Origin of the sequence: Muriicola sp., assembly GCF_041567615.1 — a bacterium.
GTDB lineage: Bacteria > Bacteroidota > Bacteroidia > Flavobacteriales > Flavobacteriaceae > Muriicola.
Genome location: NZ_JBFGBM010000023.1, coordinates 1 through 20,784, shown reverse-complemented (window position 1 = coordinate 20,784; position 20,784 = coordinate 1). Strand labels below are relative to the sequence as shown.

Genomic DNA, 20,784 nt, shown 5'->3' with positions numbered 1-20,784 from the left:
TGAAAAAACAGGTTTTCAATTACGAACTCGGTTTCGGGATCGATTTCTATACGGAATACTTCAAATTTTCCCCTTCCATCAGGGGTGTGTTCGCCATCACGGATGAACTGATTCCCGATAACGATGCGTCCAGCCCATGGACAGGAAATATAGAGGCCCTTCGCACAAGAGGCGTTTTTGTCAATTTCACCTTCGAATAGATCAGTTGGAGGGGTCCCTCCTGAGCTCGTGCAACAGGATAGCAGTAGCAGTGGCCACATTCAGGCTTTCGGCTGAGGCCTTTCCGAATTGAGGCACACTTACTTTGCTCCCGATATGCCTCCCTGCTTCTTCGGATATCCCGTGTGCTTCATTTCCCATAACGAGAATACCAGCCTCCGGCCATTGAGTATTCTGCACATCTTCTCCGTCCATATAGGCACCAAAAACCGGTTTTCCGGAGGCTGACAGGAATTCAGGCAGGGCGACGTACACTACTTTCACCCTGGCGATCGACCCCATGGTCGCCTGCAGCACTTTAGGGTTGTAGCAATCCACCGTTTCCTCCGAGCAGATCAACTGGGAGAAGCCGAACCAATCGCATAATCGAATGATGGTGCCCAGGTTACCCGGATCCTTCACCCCGTCCAGTGCCAGCATCCATCCCTCCTCTTGTATGACCTGTGTCTGCGGGATGGGAAAAACGGCCAGCACCTTGTTAGGCGATTTGAGTCCGCTCATCCTGATAAGATCTGCTTCTTTTACGACCTCAAAAGTTGGGGGATTTGGCGGGAGTACTTCCGGGGTAGTCGTATAGAGAAACCTGGGTTCATATCCCTCCTCCAGCAGTTCATTCACCAGCTTTACTCCCTCGGCCACAAAGAGGCCCGTGGCCTTTCTGTGCTTTTTTAGTTGCAGGCTCCTGATATACTTTATTTGACTTTTCCCAACCATCCAAATAATGTATTTTTGGTTCCTATGAATACCTCCTTTCCTTTTAAAGGCTGCGGTGCTAAAATAGGTATCTTCCTGCTTTTCGCGTGGCTTTCATCCTGTAATACTTTAAAGCGGGTAGGGGAAAATGAGCTGTTACTAACCAAAAATGCCATTTATACGGACGGGGAAAAGGTATTGGATGAGGACGCCAGAAGCCTCATCGTACAGGAACCCAACACCCGTGTCCTGGGATATCCCCTCAGACTGAACCTCTACAATCTCGCCAAGAAAGACCCGGACTCCACCTTCCAGGCCTGGCTGAACCGCAAACCGGAAAGGGAAGAGCGCCTGGCCAGGCTGCTTTCTCAGAAACAAGTGGATGCCCTCGGAGAATCTTTCCTCGTAAAAGGATACAGCGAATGGCTTAAAAAAATAGGGGAAGCGCCCGTGATCATCGACACTTCCCGTTCGAGAAAAACCTCGCAACGACTCAAGACCTATTACGACAGCAAAGGGTATTTCAACAATACCACCACCTTCGAGATCAAGGAGGAGAAGAGAAAACAGCGGGCGGGCATAGACTATCTCATCACCCTGGGCAAACCCTATTTTATAGACTCCCTCACGCACACCATCGCCTCCCCGGCCATTGATTCCATCTATACTTCCCATAGCGACCGATCTCTGATACGGGAGGGAAAGCAGTTCGACTTTGCCGATTTCAACAATGAGAGGGAACGCCTCACCGAGCTTTTCAGAAATTCTGGTGTTTATAATTTCCAGGAGAGTTCCATTACTTACAACATCCTAAGGGACACTTCCGAAGTCAGGGACGATCAGCAGATGACCGTGGAGCTCAACATTGAAAATCTGCGTAAAAGAGGTGATACCGCCATCACCACTGCGGAATACAAGGTCTTTTCCTTCGACAGGATCAATATTTTTGCGGATTACGAATTCGGTGATGACCCGAGCACTATGCAGTCGACCGAATACAAAAATTACACCATCTATTTCAAAGACAGGCTAAGGTATAAACCCAAAGCCCTTACCGATGCCATCTTCTTTGAAAAGGACAGTCTGTACAGGGATCTGGACAGGATACGGACCTATCGGCAGATCACCAACCTCAACACGTTTAAGTACCCTAACATACAGATCCTGGAAGACAGCACTCAGACCAAATTGGTCTCCAATATCTTCCTCACGGCCCGGGCCAAGTATTCCCTGGGCCTCAACCTGGATGTCACCCATTCCAACATACAGCGACTGGGTATAGGGTTCAGCACCTCCCTTATCACGAGGAACGTTTTCGGAGGGGCCGAGACCCTGAGCTTGTCTGCGCGAGGGACTTTTGGCCTTCTCAGCGATGCGTCCCTCCCGGAGGATTTCTTCTCGGAGGTTGGGGCCGATATCAACCTTACCTTTCCCCGGATGTGGTTCCCCCTGCCCACGGAAAAGATAATACCTTATTATATGCTCCCACAGACGCGAATTTCTGCCGGGACGAGCTTCCAGAAGAATATCGGTCTCGACAAACAGACCCTGAACAGCATCCTGGGCTATACGTGGACGCCGGACATCTTCCGGAAAAATACCCTCGAACTGCTCAACATCCTTTACGTACGCAATGTGAATCCAGACCGTTTCTTTAACGTCTACGGCAGCAGTTACAGGCAATTAGATGACATTGCGGACAATTATGAAGACAATCCTGCCCTGGCTGCATTTTTTGAACCCACGGACGACCCTGATGACCCCCGACTTATCATCCCGGAAGGCACCACCGGCTTTACCCAGGCAGTTCTGGACGGCACTGTCAGCACGGCAAGGGAAGATTTCGTGGACGTGAGCCGGATTGAAGAAAGGCGGGACCGACTCACAGAGAACAACCTGATCTTTTCCAGTAACTATACATTCACCAGGAATAACAAGAGCGGTATCAACGACAATAGTTTTTACCAGCTCCGCCTGAAATTGGAAAGCGCCGGCAACCTTCTTTCCGCTTTGTCCTATATCGTGCCCTTCAACCAGAACGACAACGACAACCTCCTGGTTTTTGGTGTCCCCTATTCCCAGTATGTGAAGACGGAGTTCGATTTTATCAAGCACTGGGACCTCAGCAGATCTAATGTCCTGGCCTTCCGCAGTTTTTTTGGTGTTGCCGTGCCCTATGGCAATTCTGAAAGCGTTCCTTTTGTCAGGAGTTACTTCGCAGGAGGGTCTAACGACAACAGGGCCTGGTTCCCCTATTCCCTGGGTCCGGGCAGGTCGAGTGACATCAATGACTTTAACGAGGCCAACCTGAAACTGGCCTTTAACCTGGAATACCGCTTCCCGGTTGTCGGAAACTTCAAAGGTGCCCTCTTCGCCGACGCAGGTAATATCTGGAACGTTTGGGACAATGTGGACGATCCGGACAAGACCTTTAGCGGATTCGGGTCCCTGGCAGATATTGCCCTGGGTACCGGTTTTGGACTTAGGTATGATTTTACCTATTTTGTCTTCAGGGTTGACGCCGGATTTAAAACTTACAACCCGGCAGAGGAGCCCTCGAGAAGATGGTTCAGGGAGTACAACTTCAGCAATGCCGTCATACAAATAGGGATCAATTATCCCTTCTAGACCTAATTATTTTATTACTTTTGCCCGAGTATTAATACCAATTATTTAAAGAGAAAAACATGGCTCACAATATCAAACCAGGTGTCGCAACGGGAGACGAAGTGCAAAAGATTTTTGCCTACGCCAAGGAAAAAGGCTTTGCGTTACCCGCCGTGAATGTCACCGGTTCCAACACGATCAATGCCGTTCTAGAAACGGCCGCTTCCCTCAAATCCCCTGTCATCATACAGTTCTCCAACGGGGGAGCGCAATTCAATGCGGGAAAAGGTCTGGCCAATGAAGGACAGCAGGCGGCCGTCAAGGGAGCTATCGCAGGAGCAAAGCACATTCACGAACTGGCTGAGGCCTACGGGGCAACAGTCATTCTGCACACGGACCACTGTGCGAAGAAATTACTCCCCTGGATCGACGGCCTTCTCGATGCGAGTGAGGAACATTTTAAGGCCACCGGCAAATCCCTCTTCAGTTCGCATATGATCGACCTTTCTGAAGAACCGATCGAAGAGAACATCGAGATCTGCAAAGAGTACCTGGAAAGGATGAGCAAAATGGACATGACCCTGGAGATTGAACTGGGGATCACCGGAGGAGAAGAAGACGGGGTGGATAATACCGATGTAGACGATTCAAAATTATACACCCAACCCGAAGAGGTTGCCTACGCCTATGAGGAACTCAGCAAGGTAAGCCACAGGTTTACCGTGGCAGCCGCTTTTGGTAACGTACACGGGGTCTATAAGCCCGGTAACGTAAAACTGACACCCAAGATCCTGAAGAATTCCCAGGAGTATATTTCCAAAAAGTTCAATGTGGGGCACAACCATATCGATTTTGTCTTCCACGGCGGATCGGGCTCTACCCTGGAGGAGATACGCGAAGCGATCGGCTACGGGGTGATCAAGATGAACATCGATACCGATCTTCAATACGCCTTCATGGAAGGGATCAGGGAGTACTTTAAGGCCAAAGGGCCATACCTTCAATCCCAGATCGGGAATCCCGAAGGGGAGGATCAGCCCAACAAAAAATTCTACGACCCAAGGGTCTGGATGCGCGAAGCCGAAAAAACCTTTGTGGCCAGGCTTAAAAAGGCATTTGAAGACCTTAACAATGTGAATACGCTTTAGGCAATTTCTCCCACTTTAAATGATGAGACTATGACGGCTTGGTTTAAACGAAAGGAAAAAGGGATACAAACCGCAACAGAACAGAAAAAGGACACCCCAAAGGGTCTCTGGTACAAATCGCCTACGGGAAAGATCGTAGAGTACGAAGAACTTGCCAAGAACTTTTACGTGAGTCCGGAAGACGACTACCACGTAAGGATCGGCAGTAAGGAATATTTTGAGATTCTGTTTGACGATAACAAATTCACCGAACTCGATGCCAAACTCAGTTCCAAGGACCCCCTTAGGTTCGAGGACACGAAGAAATATGTAGACCGACTCAAATCGGCCCAGAAAAAAACCGGACTCAAGGATGCAGTGCGCACGGCCATCGGGAAATCCATGGGTAAGGACCTGGTAGTGGCCTGCATGGATTTCAGTTTCATCGGAGGATCCATGGGAAGTGTGGTCGGTGAAAAGATCGCAAGGGCCATAGATTATTCCATCAAGAATAAGGTCCCGTTTTTAATGATCTCTAAGTCGGGTGGGGCACGCATGATGGAGGCGGCACTTTCTCTTATGCAACTGGCTAAGACCTCGGCGAAACTGGCTCAACTGGCGGAAGCGAAGATCCCCTATATCTCCCTATGTACGGATCCCACCACGGGGGGTACCACAGCATCCTATGCCATGCTGGGCGATATCAACATATCCGAACCCGGGGCCCTGATCGGCTTTGCGGGCCCGAGGGTGGTCAAGGAGGCAACCGGAAAGGATCTGCCCAAGGATTTCCAGACCGCTGAATTCGTGAAGGAGCACGGTTTCCTTGATTTTATCGTACACAGGAGCGAGCTCAAACAAAAGGTCAACCTCTACCTGGACCTCATACAGAACGAACCGATCCGAAAATAAAAACAGCCCTGGGAATCAGGGCTGTTTCTTTAGGGTGCTTTAGTTCTTGAATCTCCGGAGGAAGATCTCCTCAGTGGTACCGTCAGGTCGCGTGAGAATTCCTTTCGCATCACAGCTGCCGTCCCCAAAATCCAGACTGGCTGTTGCGTCATTCCTGGATAAATTCAGAACTCCGCTGACAATAAATCGGCAGGCCAGTTCCCTCCTGAGTGGGGTCACAGTTTCCTTGACGAAGACATTACCCATAGGTCCGATGAATGTTCCCTTCCCGCTGATCAGGTACACATTATCCCCCCAGAATCCGCTTCCGTATCCCTCGATCCATTCACGCGTGCGTTCACCCGTAAAACTTGCGGTTTCCCCGTTAGGCCAGGTTGCCGAGAAACTGGCATCGGCATCAGACTGCGGATTGCCGTTCTCATTGGCACGCATCCTCAGGATGGATGCTGCTCCTTCTATGGCCACGCCGTTGAATGTAAAATTCTCAAGGGACAGGCTGAGGGTATTAGTAGCCAATTCCATATCCTTGGAATAACTCAGGAAGATGATCCCACTGAGGACATTCCCGTTCGGCAATTCGCATCCCTCTCCAAAATCGATGGTGCGTTCTTTACTCGTGGAGGTGATCACCGTAGTGATGGTCACACAATCCGGAAGAAAATCGGAATTGTAAGAAAACTTGGCCATCGCCTGAGCTTCGTCTGCCATATAGACATCCTCGGCTATGTTCATGATCTCCTCGGAAATAAGTTCTGATTCGTCACTCACCTTGAGTTCGGCGACCTCGAAGTTCTCCGTTTCCGCAACGGGTGAGGATTCTTCCTTGTTACAGGAAAACAGCAAGGCAGCGGCCAAAAGCATACCTCCGGCATAGTTCAGTGTTTTGAGACTCTTTTTCATAATGTAGTTTTTAAAGATTACCCTCCTAAGACAGGATTCTTTAAGAAAGGTTTAACGACCTGATAAAAAAATAACTTCGACACTCCCCGTTGCGAAATTATTTCTATCTTTGCACCTCGATTGAAAATCAATCAAATACATAAAAATCATTTAATACAATATTGGCATGTATTTAACTGCAGAAGTGAAGAAGGACATCTTCAAGAAGTACGGGGGAGACGAAAACAATACGGGTTCAACAGAAGCCCAGATCGCTCTGTTCACCCACAGGATCAACCACCTTACAGGTCACCTGAAAATCAACCAGAAGGATTTCAACACAGAAAGATCCCTGGTGAAACTTGTAGGTAAAAGGAGGAGTCTTCTCGACTACCTGAAAAGAAAGGACATTGAAAAATACAGGGAACTTATCAAAGACCTGAATATCAGAAAATAAAAAAATGGGGAAGGCATTCTTCCCCATTTTTCATTGCCAAGTCCCCCCATTGGGGGCAACATTAAAAAGCTTACTCTTTAGTTTTTCATTGGTCACAACACAACAACACAACTTCGGCCGGCCATGAGGGCGGCAGACCATTGTTTAACACTCCTGTACCTATTGCAGGATTAATTAAAATTTATGATTCCTAAGACTTTTAAAGAGGTCATTGACCTTGGTGACGGTAGAACTATCTCTATCGAAACCGGAAAACTAGCAAAACAGGCACACGGTTCTGTGGTTGTCCAGTCGGGCAATTGTATGCTCCTGTGTACTGTAGTATCGAATTACAAAGCGTCGGATGTCGACTTTCTGCCGCTTACCGTTGACTACCGGGAGAAATTTGCAGCCTCAGGCCGCTACCCCGGAGGATTTTTTAAACGTGAGGCCAGGCCCAGCGATGGTGAGATCCTCACCATGCGATTGGTAGACCGGGTTCTGAGACCCCTCTTCCCCAAGGATTACCATGCGGAGACCCAGGTGATGATCCAGTTGATGTCTCACGACGAGAATGTGATGCCGGATGCCATGGCCGGACTGGCCGCTTCTGCTGCCATCCAGCTTTCAGATTTTCCTTTCGAATGTGCCATCTCAGAAGTACGGGTTGGCCGGGTGAACGGGGAACTGATCATCAACCCAACCAGGGCTCAACTCGAAGAATCCGACATCGATATGGTGATCGGAGCTTCCGCAGATTCTGTCATGATGGTGGAAGGTGAAATGGGTGAGATCTCGGAAGAGGATATGGTGGAAGCCATTAAATTCGCCCATGAGGCCATCAAGGAGCAGTGCGCTGCCCAGATGAGGCTGGCCGAAGCCTTCGGAAGAAAGGAAGTAAGAGAATACGAAACAGAGGCCGAAGACGAGGCTCTTGAAAAGAAGATCCGCGAAATGGCCTATGATAAGGTCTACTCGGTAGCTAAGGCAGGTTCGGCCAAACAGGAACGAAGCAAAGCCTTTGAAGAGATCAAGGAAGAGATCAAAGCCTCCTTTACAGAAGAAGAACTGGAAGAAAAAGGCGACCTGATCAGCAAGTATTACTACAAGGCTGAAAAAGCCGCTGTCAGGGACCTTACCCTGAATGAAGGCCTGAGGCTCGACGGGCGTAAGACCGATGAGATCAGACCGATCTGGTGTGAGGTGGATTACCTGCCGTCTACCCATGGTTCTGCCATCTTCACCCGTGGGGAAACACAGGCTTTAGCCACGGTTACCCTGGGGACGTCTAGAGAGGCGAACCAGATCGATATGCCCTCCTATGAAGGAGAGGAAACTTTCTACCTGCACTACAACTTCCCCCCTTTCTCCACAGGGGAAGCGAGGCCTATCAGAGGTACCTCCAGAAGGGAAGTAGGGCACGGAAACCTCGCACAGCGGGCCCTTAAAAGGATGATCCCTCAGGATTGCCCCTATACAGTTCGCGTGGTCTCCGAGGTCCTGGAAAGCAACGGCTCCTCATCCATGGCTACCGTATGTTCCGGAACCATGGCTCTTATGGACGCCGGAGTACAGTTAAAGAAGCCCGTATCCGGGATCGCCATGGGGTTGATCTCTGAGGCAGAGACCGGAAAGTACGCCGTGTTGTCCGACATCCTTGGGGATGAGGATCACCTGGGGGATATGGACTTCAAAGTAACCGGTACCGCAGACGGGATTACGGCCTGCCAGATGGATATCAAGGTCAAAGGCCTCTCTTATGAGATCCTTGTCAAGGCCCTGAAACAGGCCAGGGACGGCAGGTTGCATATCCTTAAGAAACTCACAGATACCATTGAGGCACCAAGGCCCGACGTGAAACCTCACGCCCCGAAAATGGTCACTACCGTTATTCCAAACGAATATATCGGAGCGCTTATCGGTCCGGGAGGAAAGGTGATACAGGAACTGCAGAAAGCGACCAAGACCACCATCGTTATCAACGAAGATCCGGTGACCGAAGAAGGAATCGTAGAGATCCTGGGAACAGACCAGGCTGGAATCGATGCCGTATTGGCCAAGATCGATTCCATTACGTTCAAACCTGAAGTGGGAAGTATATACGAAGTAAAGGTCATCAAGATCCTCGATTTCGGTGCCGTAGTCGAATATATGGAAGCCCCGGGGAATGAAGTACTGCTTCACGTATCCGAGCTGGCCTGGGAACGCACGGACAAAGTTACCGATGTTGTAAACATGGGTGATGTGTTCGACGTGAAGTATATTGGGATCGACCCAAGGACCAAGAAGGACAAGGTTTCCCGAAAAGCGCTTTTGCCCAAACCAGAAGGATACAGGGAAAGGCCTCCTAGGAATGACAGGAATAACCGCGGAGATCGCAAAGACCGCAGTGGTCAGAGAAGACCTCAAAAACAGAGCAGGGATTGATTTTTTTCCTGATAAACATCAAAACCCCGGCATTTTGTCGGGGTTTTTTGTTTTTTTTAACATTTTAATCAAAATTTCCCTGCTCACTTGTAACATTCCTCATTTTTATACGTATTAATATATGCAGTCCATGCACTATAACCTAAATAGAAAGGAACCTAATAGATGAGACAGTTAAAGATTACAAAGCAGGTGACCAACCGGGAAACGGCGTCACTGGACAAATACCTTCAGGAAATTGGTAAGGTAGACTTGATCACTGCCGACGAAGAGGTAGAACTGGCACAGCGTATCAAAGCCGGTGACCAGTCGGCCCTTGAAAAGTTGACCAAAGCCAACCTGAGATTCGTGGTTTCTGTGGCTAAACAATATCAAAACCAGGGTCTTACCCTCCCTGATTTGATCAATGAAGGAAACCTGGGCCTGATCAAAGCCGCCCAGCGATTTGACGAGACCCGTGGTTTCAAATTCATTTCCTATGCCGTTTGGTGGATCAGGCAATCCATCCTTCAGGCCCTGGCAGAGCAATCGCGTATCGTGCGCCTGCCCCTGAACAAGATCGGCTCCATCAACAAGATCAACAAGACCTTTGCATTTCTCGAGCAGGCTCACGAAAGGGTGCCTTCTGCTGAGGAGATCGCCAAGGAACTCGATATGACCGTGGAAGATGTGAAGCAGTCTCTTAAGAATTCCGGAAGGCACGTATCCATGGATGCCCCGCTGATTGACGGGGAGGATTCTAACCTGTACGACGTACTTCGCAGCGGGGAATCCCCCAATCCTGACAAGGACCTTCTGCACGAATCCCTGAGAACCGAGATCGAAAGGGCACTGGAGACACTGACCCCAAGGGAGGCCGATGTGATCAGGCTCTATTTCGGACTTGCCGGACAACACTCCATGACCCTGGAGGAAATAGGCGAAACCTTCGACCTGACCCGCGAGCGCGTACGTCAGATCAAGGAAAAGGCCATCCGAAGGTTAAAACACACCTCTAGAAGCAAGATCCTGAAGACGTACCTGGGATAAAATCCCGGGATAAAATTCGCTCAAAGACACTCCTTAGAATTGGAACTTTGGAGATTTTGGCTTATTTTTAACAATAACAACAGTGTATCATGACTGTTCGTTTTTTGATTGATGAATAAACTCCGGCTGATTACCGGAGTTTTTCATTTGACCCCTACTCAAATAAGAGCACTAAGTATGAAACCAAGGAGCATAAAATCTGACCACTTGCCATTTCTCCACAAAATATCACCCCTCTTCTATCTGATCCTGTCGTTCATTATGACCCTTGGATTCAACGCCTGCCAGGACAGTGAGCACCCGGAAGTCCCCGGCCCATTCACTACTCCTTTGGGCAAGGTCTATTCCAGGGAAAAAGCCAGCGGCAAGGCCCTGCAGCAATATCTGGAAGCCAGGGAAGTTTACAAGAAAGATAGTTCAGATGTGGAGGCTCTTATCTGGTTTGGGCGACGCACAGCGTATCTGGGGTACTATGAGGATGCCATTGCTATCTATTCCCAAGGCATCCGAAGGTTTCCGGAGGACGCCCGCCTTTTCCGACACAGAGGGCATAGGTACATTTCGATCCGGGAATTTGACAAGGCCATAGCCGACCTGCAACGGGCCAGTGAACTTATCAGGGGAACGGAGAATACCATTGAACCCGACGGGATACCGAATGCCATGAATATCCCGGTAAGCACACTACACGGTAATATCTGGTACCATCTCGGGCTTGCTTATTACCTTAAGGGAGATTACCCAAATGCATACAGTGCTTATATCCATTGCCGCGAAAGCGGGACGAATCCGGATAACCTGGTCTCAAGCACTCATTGGCTCTATATGATCCAAAGGCGGTTGGGTAACTACATCTTGGCAGATAGTCTTTTAAGACCAATCACTCCGGAGCTTGAGGTCATTGAGAATAACAGCTACCACAACCTGTGTCTTTTTTATAAAGGGGCGATCACAGAAGAGATCCTGATCCCTGAGGGAAAGCCCTCTGCAGCTTCAGATGCAGTGGCCTATGGCCTGGCCAACTGGTATTTTACGAATCCGGATAGCCTGACCCTTGATAAAGGGGTTGACCTTATGTCTGCGATCGTGGAAGGAGATAACTGGACTTCCTTCGGTTACATCGCTGCCGAAAGTGACCTTATCGACTTACAGAGAAAAGCGGATCCCGTAATCAAGGAATAGCCAGGGTTTGTTTACTTTTACAGATACCAAATACAGCTGACCCCATGAATCACGTAAAAATTGCTCCTTCCCTCCTTGCTGCAGACTTTGGAAATTTGCAGAGAGACGTTGAAATGGTCAATGAAAGCGATGCCGCCTGGCATCACCTCGACATCATGGACGGACTGTTCGTCCCTAATATCTCCTACGGGATGCCGGTGGTCAAGGCGATTGCCAAACACGCCACAAAACCCCTGGATGCCCACCTGATGATCGTGGATCCGGACCGGTACATTCAGGCCTTTGCCGACCTCGGGGTTTACCTTCTGACCGTACACTACGAGGTTTGTCCCCATCTCCACCGTACCGTACAGGCGATAAAGGCAGCCGGGATGAAGGCAGGTGTCGCCCTTAACCCCCATACCGATGTTACCCTGTTGAAGAATATTTTGAAAGACCTGGACCTGGTCCTGGTAATGAGTGTCAATCCCGGATTCGGAGGTCAGTCTTTTATCCCGGGGACTTATGACAAGATTCGCGAACTCAAAGAGATGATACGGGAGCAGGAAGCTTCCGTTCTGATCGAAGTAGATGGAGGAGTAGGCCCGGACAATGCCGCTAAACTCATAGACGCTGGTGCCGATGTCCTGGTTGCCGGCAGCTCCGTCTTCAAATCGAAAGATCCGAAAGGGGTTATCGCCGAACTGGCATCTGCTGTGATCTCTTAAAACATGGAAAGATAGTATTTCAGCAGATCTGTGGTGGTTACCATCCCAACTACTTCCCCGTCATCGACCACTGGTAAGGAATGGTATTTGCGTTTCACCAGCAGGTCTGTTGCGTCCCTTACCGTGTTGGTGGAACTGATCGTTTCAGGGGTGCGAACCATCAATTGGTTGATGCTGAACATCTCGTAAATTTCCGATCGGACATTCCCCTCTTCCACAAACGCACCATCTGCAAAACTCAGCCTGAGAAGGTCATTCATGCTCAGCATACCCACGATCTTTTTCTTACTGGTAACCGGCATATGACGTATGTTGTGCTTTTTGAACAGGTGTTCTGCCTTGTCCAGGCCGTCTTTAATATCCACAGAGATGATATTCTTGGTCATGATCGTGGAAATGGGTATATCTATGGAAAGGGTCATGATGGAATCTTTTTATTTGATATCCTAAATATCCGATTCTAAACTCCAATAAATCATGATAATTGTCAGGTTTGCCATCTGATGCCTCCCTCAGGGTTTCTGGAGGATGTTTGTTAATTTTGTGCCCACAGAATGAACCATAAAAAAAAGGGAATTCATGAAGCAGGTATTTGACGTCATCATCGTGGGAGGAGGTCCGATAGGGATCGCATGTGGCCTGGAGGCACAGAAGAAAAAACTTCGGTACCTGATCATAGAGAAGGGGCCCATCGTCAATTCCCTTTTTAACTATCCCGTAAACATGCAATTCTTTTCCTCCTCGGAAAAGCTGGAGATCGATGAGATTCCTTTTATCAGTAAGGAAGCCAAACCAAAAAGGAATGAAGCCCTGGAGTACTATCGGAGGATCGTGACATCGAACAAACTGAAGATTCAGCTCTTTGAGAAGGTCCATTCGGTGGTGAAAAAAGGAGAAGTGTTCAGGATCGAATCGGAAAAAACAACCTACGAGGCAAAGAATGTGATCATTTCCACGGGATTCTACGACCTGCCCAACAAACTGAATGTACCCGGAGAGGAGCTCCCCAAGGTATCCCACTACTACAAGGATCCTCATTTCTATGCCAGTCAGAAACTGGCCGTGATCGGGGCCAGTAATTCGGCTGTGGATGCCGCCCTGGAATGCTGGCGTAAAGGCGCCGATGTGACCATGATCATCCGTGGCCCTGAGGTCGGACAACGCGTGAAGTACTGGGTCAGGCCCGATATCATTAACCGTATTGAGGAAGGCAGTATCAAGGCCTATTTCAACACGACGGTCTCTGAAATTCACCAGAAGGAGATCGTACTGAACACTCCGGAAGGAGAGGAACGTATAGAGAACGATTTTGTCCTGGCCCTGACCGGTTATATGCCCAATTTCGAATTCCTGGAGTCCATGGGGATCCATTTGTCCAATGACGAGAAGAGGCTGCCGGACTACAATCCGGAAACCATGGAGACCAACGTGCCCGGACTATACCTGGCCGGGGTGATCTGCGGGGGGATGGAAACCCATAAATGGTTTATCGAGAACTCCCGTGTGCACGCTAAGGTCATCATGGACCATATGATCAGGGAACGCCCGGTTCCCGCTGGATAGATGTGATCCTGGCCTTCATCTTTTCATTTCAAGAGTTCCCCACTTGAAAGGCTACCCTTGATCATCTTTAAAAAATAAGATCCCTCCCGGGGTACTAAGGCCCTTTCGACCTGTTTCCCGGGAGGGATCCTTCATTCCTTTGAAACGGAATTCTATTTCCTGAAGAAGACTACTGAATAGTTACGCTGAAGGTCACTGCCAGGTCGGTCTCCCCACCGGCATCAGCCAGCCCCGAGTTGGGTTTCAGGGGTTCGTGTCTGAGTGTAAAAGCGAGGGTCCCACTGCTGGCGGTCGTCGTGGTCAAAGTAAATGCCGTTCCCAGGGGATTCCCGTTCCCGTCAAAATTCGCATATTCCACATTCGCGTTCAGTGAACTTCCTACGGTATAGAAGAACTGGTGCTCCTCGTCTTCTTCCTCCACTTCTGCAGTGATATCCTCTGCAGGGGTTTCTGTTTCATTCAGAAGGACGATAGTTCCATTGTAAATAGCGTTTTCCTGTAAATCACCCGATACGGTGACCTCCGGAGGGTTGGGACCATCGCCATCCAAATCCCTCGACTGCAAGGTAATGGTTGTACCTCCACCCTGGGGAACAAGGGTAGCGGTAAAGGTGGTGATGATCTCTTCTTCGTTGATCGGTTCCGGGGCCGGCTCATCGTCAGAGCAGGAGGTAAAGGTCAACATACCAAAAGAAAACAGGATACATGATTTTAAAGTTTTCATAGCTGATTAAACGTTTAAGAATAAAAATTAATAATGAACAATAATTTGAAGTTGAATATTTCTTCCTAAGCCATCGGCGAAAAAACGCTGCCGGTTCAGGTAATCCCTGAAAGTTGTGTTCAGCAGGTTATTCACAATGACGGAGGTGGTCAGCCTGCTGGAGGTTCCGAGAGAGAAATCCACAGAGGAGCTCAATCCCACCAGGTGATAGGCCGGAGGGGGTGTATTGATCTCCAGCAAAACATCTTGCTGTTGTTCCGGGGAGAATACCACGATATTGGGCGGAACTTCGTTTTGCCTGAGTACCAGGTCACTGATAAGAGATACCTCAAGGTCATGCCATTCCTTTTTAATAAAATCGACCTGGTTCCTGAAACTGACCGGGGGAATATTGATCAATGCCTGGTTCTGGGACATATCACGTCCCTTCACCAATGACATCTGATGCTCTGTCCTCCAGTTCGGATGCCAGTTCACGTAAGCGGAGGCGTCCAGTCCTAACAATCGGGCATTTGTCTGCCGGTAGCTCCAGACCGGGAATGCACCCCTGATGGTAAATTCCAATCCTGTGGGTTCAAGGAGGATGAAATCAGTAAGGAAATTGGCATAAGGTTCAAGGGTAAAGCCCCAATTTTTCAAGCGTCTTTCTAAGGACGCTGAAAGTTTATGAGAAGTTTCGCTTTTGATCCTCAGATCCCCCAGCTCTATCCTAGCAGCCGAATGGTGCAGTCCATCACTGAAAAGCTCGGAAGGATTGGGTGCTCTCTGGGCAAGGGAATAATTGAATCTCAGAAAGGTTGAGTTGTCCTTTGCATAAAGGATCCCCGTTGTTCCTGAGAAATTCCGGAAGGAGAAAACCGGATTGGTCAGGAGTTGAGAACCGACCTCTTCTAGTACGATATCGGAGAATTCATTTTCATATCCCCTTTCCTCCCACCTTGAGGTCTGGTAATATTTCAGTGCATCAATCCTGGAGAAATCATACCTGAATCCTGCATCCAGACTCCAATTTGCTGTCAGGTTATATTCCCCGGTAACAAAGGCACCCAATTCCCATCTTTTGTAGTCCGGGATCAATCTCCTGACACCGGTTGCCGGATTTGGAAAATTTTCCTGGTATCGACCTACAAGTCCGGTGTGCCAGTCGAATTTTTCTGCTGCATCCCCCTTAAAATCGGTGCTGACCGAGTGAGTGGTAAGCTCAAGGTCGAGTGAGGCCCGGTCGTTCAGTTCCCCTCTCCTGACATCGTACTCCTTCCTGCGGTTCTGCTGGAAATCGTACTGGGCGCTCCATTTGCCCAGGCCCTTGAATCTTTTGTAGGCTGAGATCTTGGCCAGGTGGTGCCTTACGTCCTGTCTGGGATTCTGAAGATCGTAGGTAAACGGCCTTATTATCTGGGGCTCTCCGCTGTTAATGCTGCGGATCAGGTCGTCTATGTTCCCGATATGAGAAGCCCTTAAAATGGCGATCTCGGCATCGTAAAAAGAATACCTTCCCTGAAGCCCCCAGTTCAATGTTCGTTTTCCGAACTCTAGGGAAGAGGCTGTTTCGGAGATCCCTGTATTGGAAAGGATATAATCCGGTGACTCCTGATCGCCCAGTCGTTTGAAGGATCCCTGAAGCCGGATGAACCAATCGTCCTGAAAAACTTTGGTCAGATCCGTGGAGATATTTCCTCCCCTTCCGTTTGAAAAGCCATTGAGTACCGTTTTCCCATAAAGTGTATCTTGAGTCGGCAGGTAGGCCTGTTCCATTAAAATGACCCCACCTATGGCATCTCCCCCGTATTGGAGAGCTGAAGCTCCTTTTATGACCGTCACAGATCCGGCTGCATTTACATCCACATTGGGGGCGTGCTCATCTCCCCATTCCATGTCCTGCATCCTCACTCCGTCATTAAGGACCAGTACCCTGCTACCGTTCAGGCCATGTATGGCAGGTTTAACGATCGTCGACCCGGTATTGAGGCTGGAAACGCCCTTTAATCCTTTGATGGCGTCTCCAAGGCTGCTACCGCTGTTTTCCAAAAGCACCTCCTCGGACAGCCGATTCTCCAGTCCCGAGTTCGTTTTGTTAGAATAAATGCTGCCAATGACCCTCACCTCATCCAGTTCTTCCAGGTGGTGTTCCAGCAGAAAGTCCTCTTTTTTTGTTTCCGGGATTTTCACAGGGAAAATAAGGGTGCGGCATTCCGGGTGCATGACCTCGATCTCATAGATTCCGGCACACAGATTTTCAAAAGAATACATTCCGTTCAGGTCCGTATAGGCGTAGGTCTCAAGTTTGGCAATATAAAGTGTGGCTCCGGCTAAGGGGGTTTTATCATGGAAATCCATAACCTTTCCACTCAGGGAATTGGCACACTCCTGGCTGTTGACCAGAGAGAGAGTGAATAGTGCGCAAAGCGCTATGAAGTATCTTAGATACATGAAGAATCAGTGATGGATTAGGATGAGATTTATTCCCTCGTGAAAAAGGTTAGGAAACCGTAATTTCTGCGAAATGTTTCCCTAGATCATCCAATAGCAGGAGGGGGTCTGCCAAATAGGGTGGGATTTACCCTGTCTTTCTCGGGGATGGAAACAAGGGCCTGGGAAATGTCGCCGCGAGGTCCGCTCCATAAAACGGGTATGCTTGTGGAGATAGTTACCTGATCAAAGGAGGTCGATTCATTTAAAAGCGAAAAGGTGCAAAGTTCACATTTCACCCGATCATCATCCTGTGCATGCGTCAGGGGGTGGTAATCCAGGGCTTTGATACCCAGAAAGATACCAAGCAGCAATAGGGCGATTAACGATGTAAATCTTTTCACATGCATCGAGCTCAAAAATAGATAATGAAACGCTTTTATCTGTTAATGAAGTGCTAATTTTCAGTGGTCATAAGGAATCAGCCATCATCACAGAACAGAATTTCCACTTGATATTCAGGGAAATACATCCAGTATTTTGATGATTGCCATGAATTTGCAGGGAGAACGGTTATCTTATTCCTGGGGAGGAGGCGTACGCCCCGGATCTGAAGATCGACTGTTTTGACGGGTTCGGCCATCTTCTAACTGAGCTCCTTTGGACATCGTGAATTTTAGAGGTTATATTATTTAACCTCATCATTCACCTTCGTATATGGATTTTCAGCAGGGTATTATTCCGGCTCTGGCCCGCCCCTTGTCCCGAACAACCACTTGCTTCCGACGTTGAATTTCCTTTCTGATCAGAAACAATTCTCTTGTGGTTTGGCCTGATACGGAGGTGTTCTCTTCAGCCCTGCGGATTAGATAGGGCATAACATCTCTTACAGGTCCATAAGGAAGATATTTGGCCACTAAAAATTGGGCCTCCGCCAGATTATAGCTGATATTATCGCTCATGCCGTAAAGCTGGCCAAACCAAATTCTGGGATCGTTGTGAGCGATGTTCATCTTATCCATCATCTCAATAAGCTTATAGGTGCTCTTTTCATTGTGGGTACCAAGGAATATTGAAAATATTTCCAAATGATGCATCATAAAATCCACACCCGCATTGAAATTGATGTCCGTTGCCTCTTTTGATTCACATATAGGATTCCTGTATCCAAGCTGATGTGCCCGCTCAGACTCCTTTTCCATATAGGCACCTCTCACCAGTTTGATGCCTACCTTGAAATTTTCACTACGAGCCTGCTCTGCTAATCCTTTAAGATAGTCCAATCTATCCCATCGGTACATCTGGGCTGTGTTAAATACTACAGCCTGCTCTTTGTTGTAGACAGACATCATTTTAACGACCAGATTATCGGCTGCATCCTGCAACCAACTCTCTTCTGCATCGATAAGGAGTCCTACATCCAATTCACATGCTCTCTTACACACTTCATTGAACCTATTCTCTATACGTTCCCATTCGCTTTGTTCATCCCTGTCCAAACATTGGTTGGCAGAAACCTTTTGATATAGCAATGTCCTGCCGAAGGCCGTGGGTTTAAATACAGCAAAAGGTACAGCCCTATTTTCCCTGGCAAAGTCGAGTACTTGCAAAACCTTATCTTTTGCAAGGTCGAACTGAATTTCGGTCTCCTTCCCTTCGACGGAATAGTCCAATATCGCATTGACCCCCTTTTCATGCATACGTTCAATGATGGGCATACAATCCTGCTCGTGAATGCCCCCGCAAAAATGGTCAAATACGGTTGACCTGATGAGCCGTTCTACGGGCAAATTCCCCTTGATTGCGAAATTTGTGATAGCAGTTCCAAGGCTTACCAAGGGCCTGTTGGCTATCATCCTGAACAATAAATGGGCGCGTTTTAGTTGGCTATCTGTTTTCAGGGAAAAGGCCTTCTCTGTATTTTCAAACAATGTCTGCATAAGCAATAAATTAAATTTACCGTTGAGGAACTAGCTTATTGAACAACCAATAAATGGCCCCGGATATCAAGAGAGATTGAACAGCAGGAATTCCGAAAGGAAAAACATATTGAGTGAGGTATCCGGACAGAATCCCTATCAACAGGCTTATAGTGGCCCTCCAGTTCCATAAATCATTCCCGGTAAGTGCTCTGTTGCCTAATAAGAAGTAATGGGCCATTATAATACCCGCGATCACCGGAATGACCAGGGCTGTCAAATAGAGAAAATTGACAAACTGATCCATAATGCCCAGCAAGGCCAGTATGATGCCCACCAGGGCGAATAGTAAGGTAAGTTTCTTGCGGGAGGAATCACTGTTGACATTGAGCATATTGCAGAGTACCAAACCACCCGTATAATTGCTGACCAGTTGACTTGTCCATGTGGCTATCCAGAGCACTACGAAGCCCCATGCCGGAAAGCCCAAATTTTGCATCACCTGGACGATGTCCGCATTACCCGTCCCGATAGACATGATCCCACCTACGAGAAACAATGGAAATCCAACTAAAATGATACCCAGTGGAATAAGAATATTATCCTTCCAGACCGGCCTGGCAAAACGGGTATAGTCTGGTGCTATGAGCCATTGGGCAACATTGATACTGATGACCAGGTTAATGGCTTCGATAAAGCCCATACTTCCTTCAGGCTGCCATGAAACGAGGGTGTCCCATCCAAAATTGCTGACAGACAAATAAATAGCTGCCAGGACCAACAAAAGTCCTGCCGGCATTGCGATATAGTCAACCCATTTAATGGATGAATACCCTAATATGGAAGGTACCGCAAACAACAATCCAACCACAACCGTAACCCCTATATACATGATCAAACTTTCGGTTTTGTCGATTCCCAGTAAGGAACACAAGGCATCTGAAGCAACCGTGGTCTGTATTGCCCACCAACCCAAGGTTAGGATTAATATGACCAGGCCTACAATTACCCTGGACTGTTCTTTTCCGAAACTCAGTGAGGCAAGGGCAGATGATGTCAAGCCAGTCTTTGCCCCTATATAGCCCTGGACCGCATTACCGATCCACTGGAATAGACAAAGCCCCAAAATCAAAATTCCTATCATTTCCCATAAGGAGAAGTTTCCAACCAGGATACCTCCTACCATTAGCACAGGAATACAGAACTCCAGACCCCCGAAAATAATGGCCGGAATATACCAGGGTTGACGATCTGAAACAGGCACAGGGGCCAAAGCCGATTGATTCCCGGATTTTACGTTGTCTTTCATGATTAAACCAGATTATGTTTTTAATTCTTTTACTGTCAGATTCTTCTGAATGTGATTGAATGCCAGGGCGAGTAGCAATACAAACAATGCTGTGGTCACTCCCAACATTACATCGTAATTTTTTTCCAAGGTTAGTGTTATCCTGATCAGGATAGTAGCCAGAACAAAAGCCGAATAACGGAAAACCCTATAGTAATTTATCGTATACCGTAGGGCCACCAATACTATGGTGATATCCGTAAAAATCAATACGGTATAAAAGCTGTGGAACGAATGGAGGTATATGCCCGTTTGCACAAAAGCAATAAAATCTTTTATCACTATAAAGACAAAGGAGAACAAAAGGAGCAAGGCCAACACCTTTTTGATACGCACAAATTGTGTTTGATTGACATACCTTTCAGATAGTTGGATCTGTCTGTTCAGTTTCTGGGTCAAACCCATCATGACAAAAATGGAAAGTGCTCCAAAAGAATATACGAGCATGGCCATTACCGTATCCCTTGTCGATTCCCATTTCGAGAAATCATCTAAATGACTGAATTCCTTAAACGCATTCCTCAGAAAAATCAGGGAAAGTAATTCGAATTGTTTGCCAAGTGATCTGGAAACCGATTTGGGCAAAACAAATATCAAACTGAG

The 20,784-nt window shown here is 48.0% G+C and carries 18 protein-coding genes and 1 pseudogene; 10 read left to right on the top strand and 9 right to left on the bottom strand.

Going from position 1 to position 20,784, the window contains the following annotated elements; genetic code table 11:
• A pseudogene (locus tag ABYP73_RS02910) lies at nt 1-200 on the top strand (PorT family protein); the annotation flags it as partial.
• Between the two features lies 1 nt (nt 201).
• Here the strand turns inward: ABYP73_RS02910 and ABYP73_RS02905 are convergent.
• Nucleotides 202-933, bottom strand: coding sequence for a TrmH family RNA methyltransferase (locus ABYP73_RS02905; protein WP_372973395.1), 732 nt, complete (start codon nt 931-933; stop codon nt 202-204).
• Between the two features lie 24 nt (nt 934-957).
• Between ABYP73_RS02905 and ABYP73_RS02900 the strand changes: the two genes are divergently transcribed.
• From ABYP73_RS02900 to accD, 3 genes are read left to right on the top strand one after another with little or no spacing between them, the layout of a single operon-like run.
• Nucleotides 958-3,540 carry a BamA/TamA family outer membrane protein gene (locus tag ABYP73_RS02900; RefSeq protein ID WP_372973394.1) on the top strand — a complete coding sequence of 861 codons (2,583 nt, stop codon included), beginning with the start codon at nt 958-960 and terminating at the stop codon, nt 3,538-3,540.
• Between the two features lie 59 nt (nt 3,541-3,599).
• On the top strand, nt 3,600-4,667 hold the full coding sequence (gene fbaA, locus ABYP73_RS02895) for a class II fructose-bisphosphate aldolase (protein WP_372973393.1): 1,068 nt from the start codon (nt 3,600-3,602) through the stop codon (nt 4,665-4,667).
• 30 nt (nt 4,668-4,697) lie between these two features.
• Entirely contained in the window at nt 4,698-5,558 is an 861-nt protein-coding gene (gene accD, locus ABYP73_RS02890) for an acetyl-CoA carboxylase, carboxyltransferase subunit beta (protein WP_372945983.1), read from the top strand.
• A gap of 39 nt (nt 5,559-5,597) precedes the next feature.
• Here the strand turns inward: accD and ABYP73_RS02885 are convergent, their stop codons facing one another.
• Nucleotides 5,598-6,458, bottom strand: a complete 861-nt coding sequence (locus ABYP73_RS02885) for a hypothetical protein (protein WP_372945984.1) — start codon at nt 6,456-6,458, stop codon at nt 5,598-5,600.
• A gap of 166 nt (nt 6,459-6,624) precedes the next feature.
• Here ABYP73_RS02885 and rpsO point away from each other — a divergent pair, with 166 nt between their 5' ends.
• The 5 genes from rpsO (at nt 6,625) to rpe (ending at nt 12,218) form a co-directional block, all read left to right on the top strand.
• A complete protein-coding gene (gene rpsO, locus ABYP73_RS02880; RefSeq protein ID WP_372973392.1) occupies nt 6,625-6,894 on the top strand; it encodes a 30S ribosomal protein S15 in 270 nt (89 codons plus the stop codon).
• Between the two features lie 183 nt (nt 6,895-7,077).
• Nucleotides 7,078-9,300 (top strand): polyribonucleotide nucleotidyltransferase, encoded by a 2,223-nt coding sequence (locus tag ABYP73_RS02875; protein WP_372973391.1) that lies wholly within the window; start codon nt 7,078-7,080, stop codon nt 9,298-9,300.
• Nucleotides 9,301-9,465: 165 nt separating this feature from the next.
• Nucleotides 9,466-10,329: an RNA polymerase sigma factor RpoD/SigA gene (locus tag ABYP73_RS02870; protein WP_163691380.1), complete on the top strand. Its 864-nt coding sequence runs from the start codon at nt 9,466-9,468 to the stop codon at nt 10,327-10,329.
• A gap of 207 nt (nt 10,330-10,536) precedes the next feature.
• Entirely contained in the window at nt 10,537-11,511 is a 975-nt protein-coding gene (locus tag ABYP73_RS02865; protein WP_372973390.1) for a hypothetical protein, read from the top strand.
• Between the two features lie 44 nt (nt 11,512-11,555).
• Nucleotides 11,556-12,218, top strand: a complete 663-nt coding sequence (gene rpe, locus ABYP73_RS02860; RefSeq protein WP_372946511.1) for a ribulose-phosphate 3-epimerase — start codon at nt 11,556-11,558, stop codon at nt 12,216-12,218.
• Here the strand turns inward: rpe and ABYP73_RS02855 are convergent.
• Complete coding sequence (locus tag ABYP73_RS02855; RefSeq protein ID WP_372973389.1) at nt 12,215-12,640, bottom strand: CBS domain-containing protein; 426 nt, start codon at nt 12,638-12,640, stop codon at nt 12,215-12,217. The genes rpe and ABYP73_RS02855 overlap by 4 nt on opposite strands.
• 157 nt (nt 12,641-12,797) lie before the next feature.
• Between ABYP73_RS02855 and ABYP73_RS02850 the strand changes: the two genes are divergently transcribed.
• Nucleotides 12,798-13,781: a YpdA family putative bacillithiol disulfide reductase gene (locus ABYP73_RS02850; RefSeq protein WP_372946006.1), complete on the top strand. Its 984-nt coding sequence runs from the start codon at nt 12,798-12,800 to the stop codon at nt 13,779-13,781.
• Nucleotides 13,782-13,950: 169 nt separating this feature from the next.
• Here the strand turns inward: ABYP73_RS02850 and ABYP73_RS02845 are convergent, their stop codons facing one another.
• From ABYP73_RS02845 to ABYP73_RS02820, 6 genes are all read right to left on the bottom strand, one after another.
• The gene (locus ABYP73_RS02845) at nt 13,951-14,505 is read right to left on the bottom strand and encodes a type 1 periplasmic binding fold superfamily protein (protein ID WP_372946007.1); all 555 of its coding nucleotides are present in this window, start codon (nt 14,503-14,505) and stop codon (nt 13,951-13,953) included.
• Between the two features lie 27 nt (nt 14,506-14,532).
• Complete coding sequence (locus tag ABYP73_RS02840; protein WP_372973388.1) at nt 14,533-16,935, bottom strand: TonB-dependent receptor; 2,403 nt, start codon at nt 16,933-16,935, stop codon at nt 14,533-14,535.
• A gap of 86 nt (nt 16,936-17,021) precedes the next feature.
• Nucleotides 17,022-17,318 (bottom strand): hypothetical protein, encoded by a 297-nt coding sequence (locus ABYP73_RS02835; protein WP_372973387.1) that lies wholly within the window; start codon nt 17,316-17,318, stop codon nt 17,022-17,024.
• Between the two features lie 321 nt (nt 17,319-17,639).
• Nucleotides 17,640-18,854 carry a proline dehydrogenase family protein gene (locus tag ABYP73_RS02830; RefSeq protein ID WP_372973386.1) on the bottom strand — a complete coding sequence of 405 codons (1,215 nt, stop codon included), beginning with the start codon at nt 18,852-18,854 and terminating at the stop codon, nt 17,640-17,642.
• Nucleotides 18,855-18,870: 16 nt separating this feature from the next.
• Nucleotides 18,871-20,142, bottom strand: coding sequence for a cytosine permease (locus tag ABYP73_RS02825; protein WP_372973385.1), 1,272 nt, complete (start codon nt 20,140-20,142; stop codon nt 18,871-18,873).
• A 12-nt stretch (nt 20,143-20,154) separates the two neighbouring features.
• A partial coding sequence (locus tag ABYP73_RS02820; protein WP_372973384.1) for a hypothetical protein occupies nt 20,155-20,784 on the bottom strand: 630 nt, incomplete at its 5' end.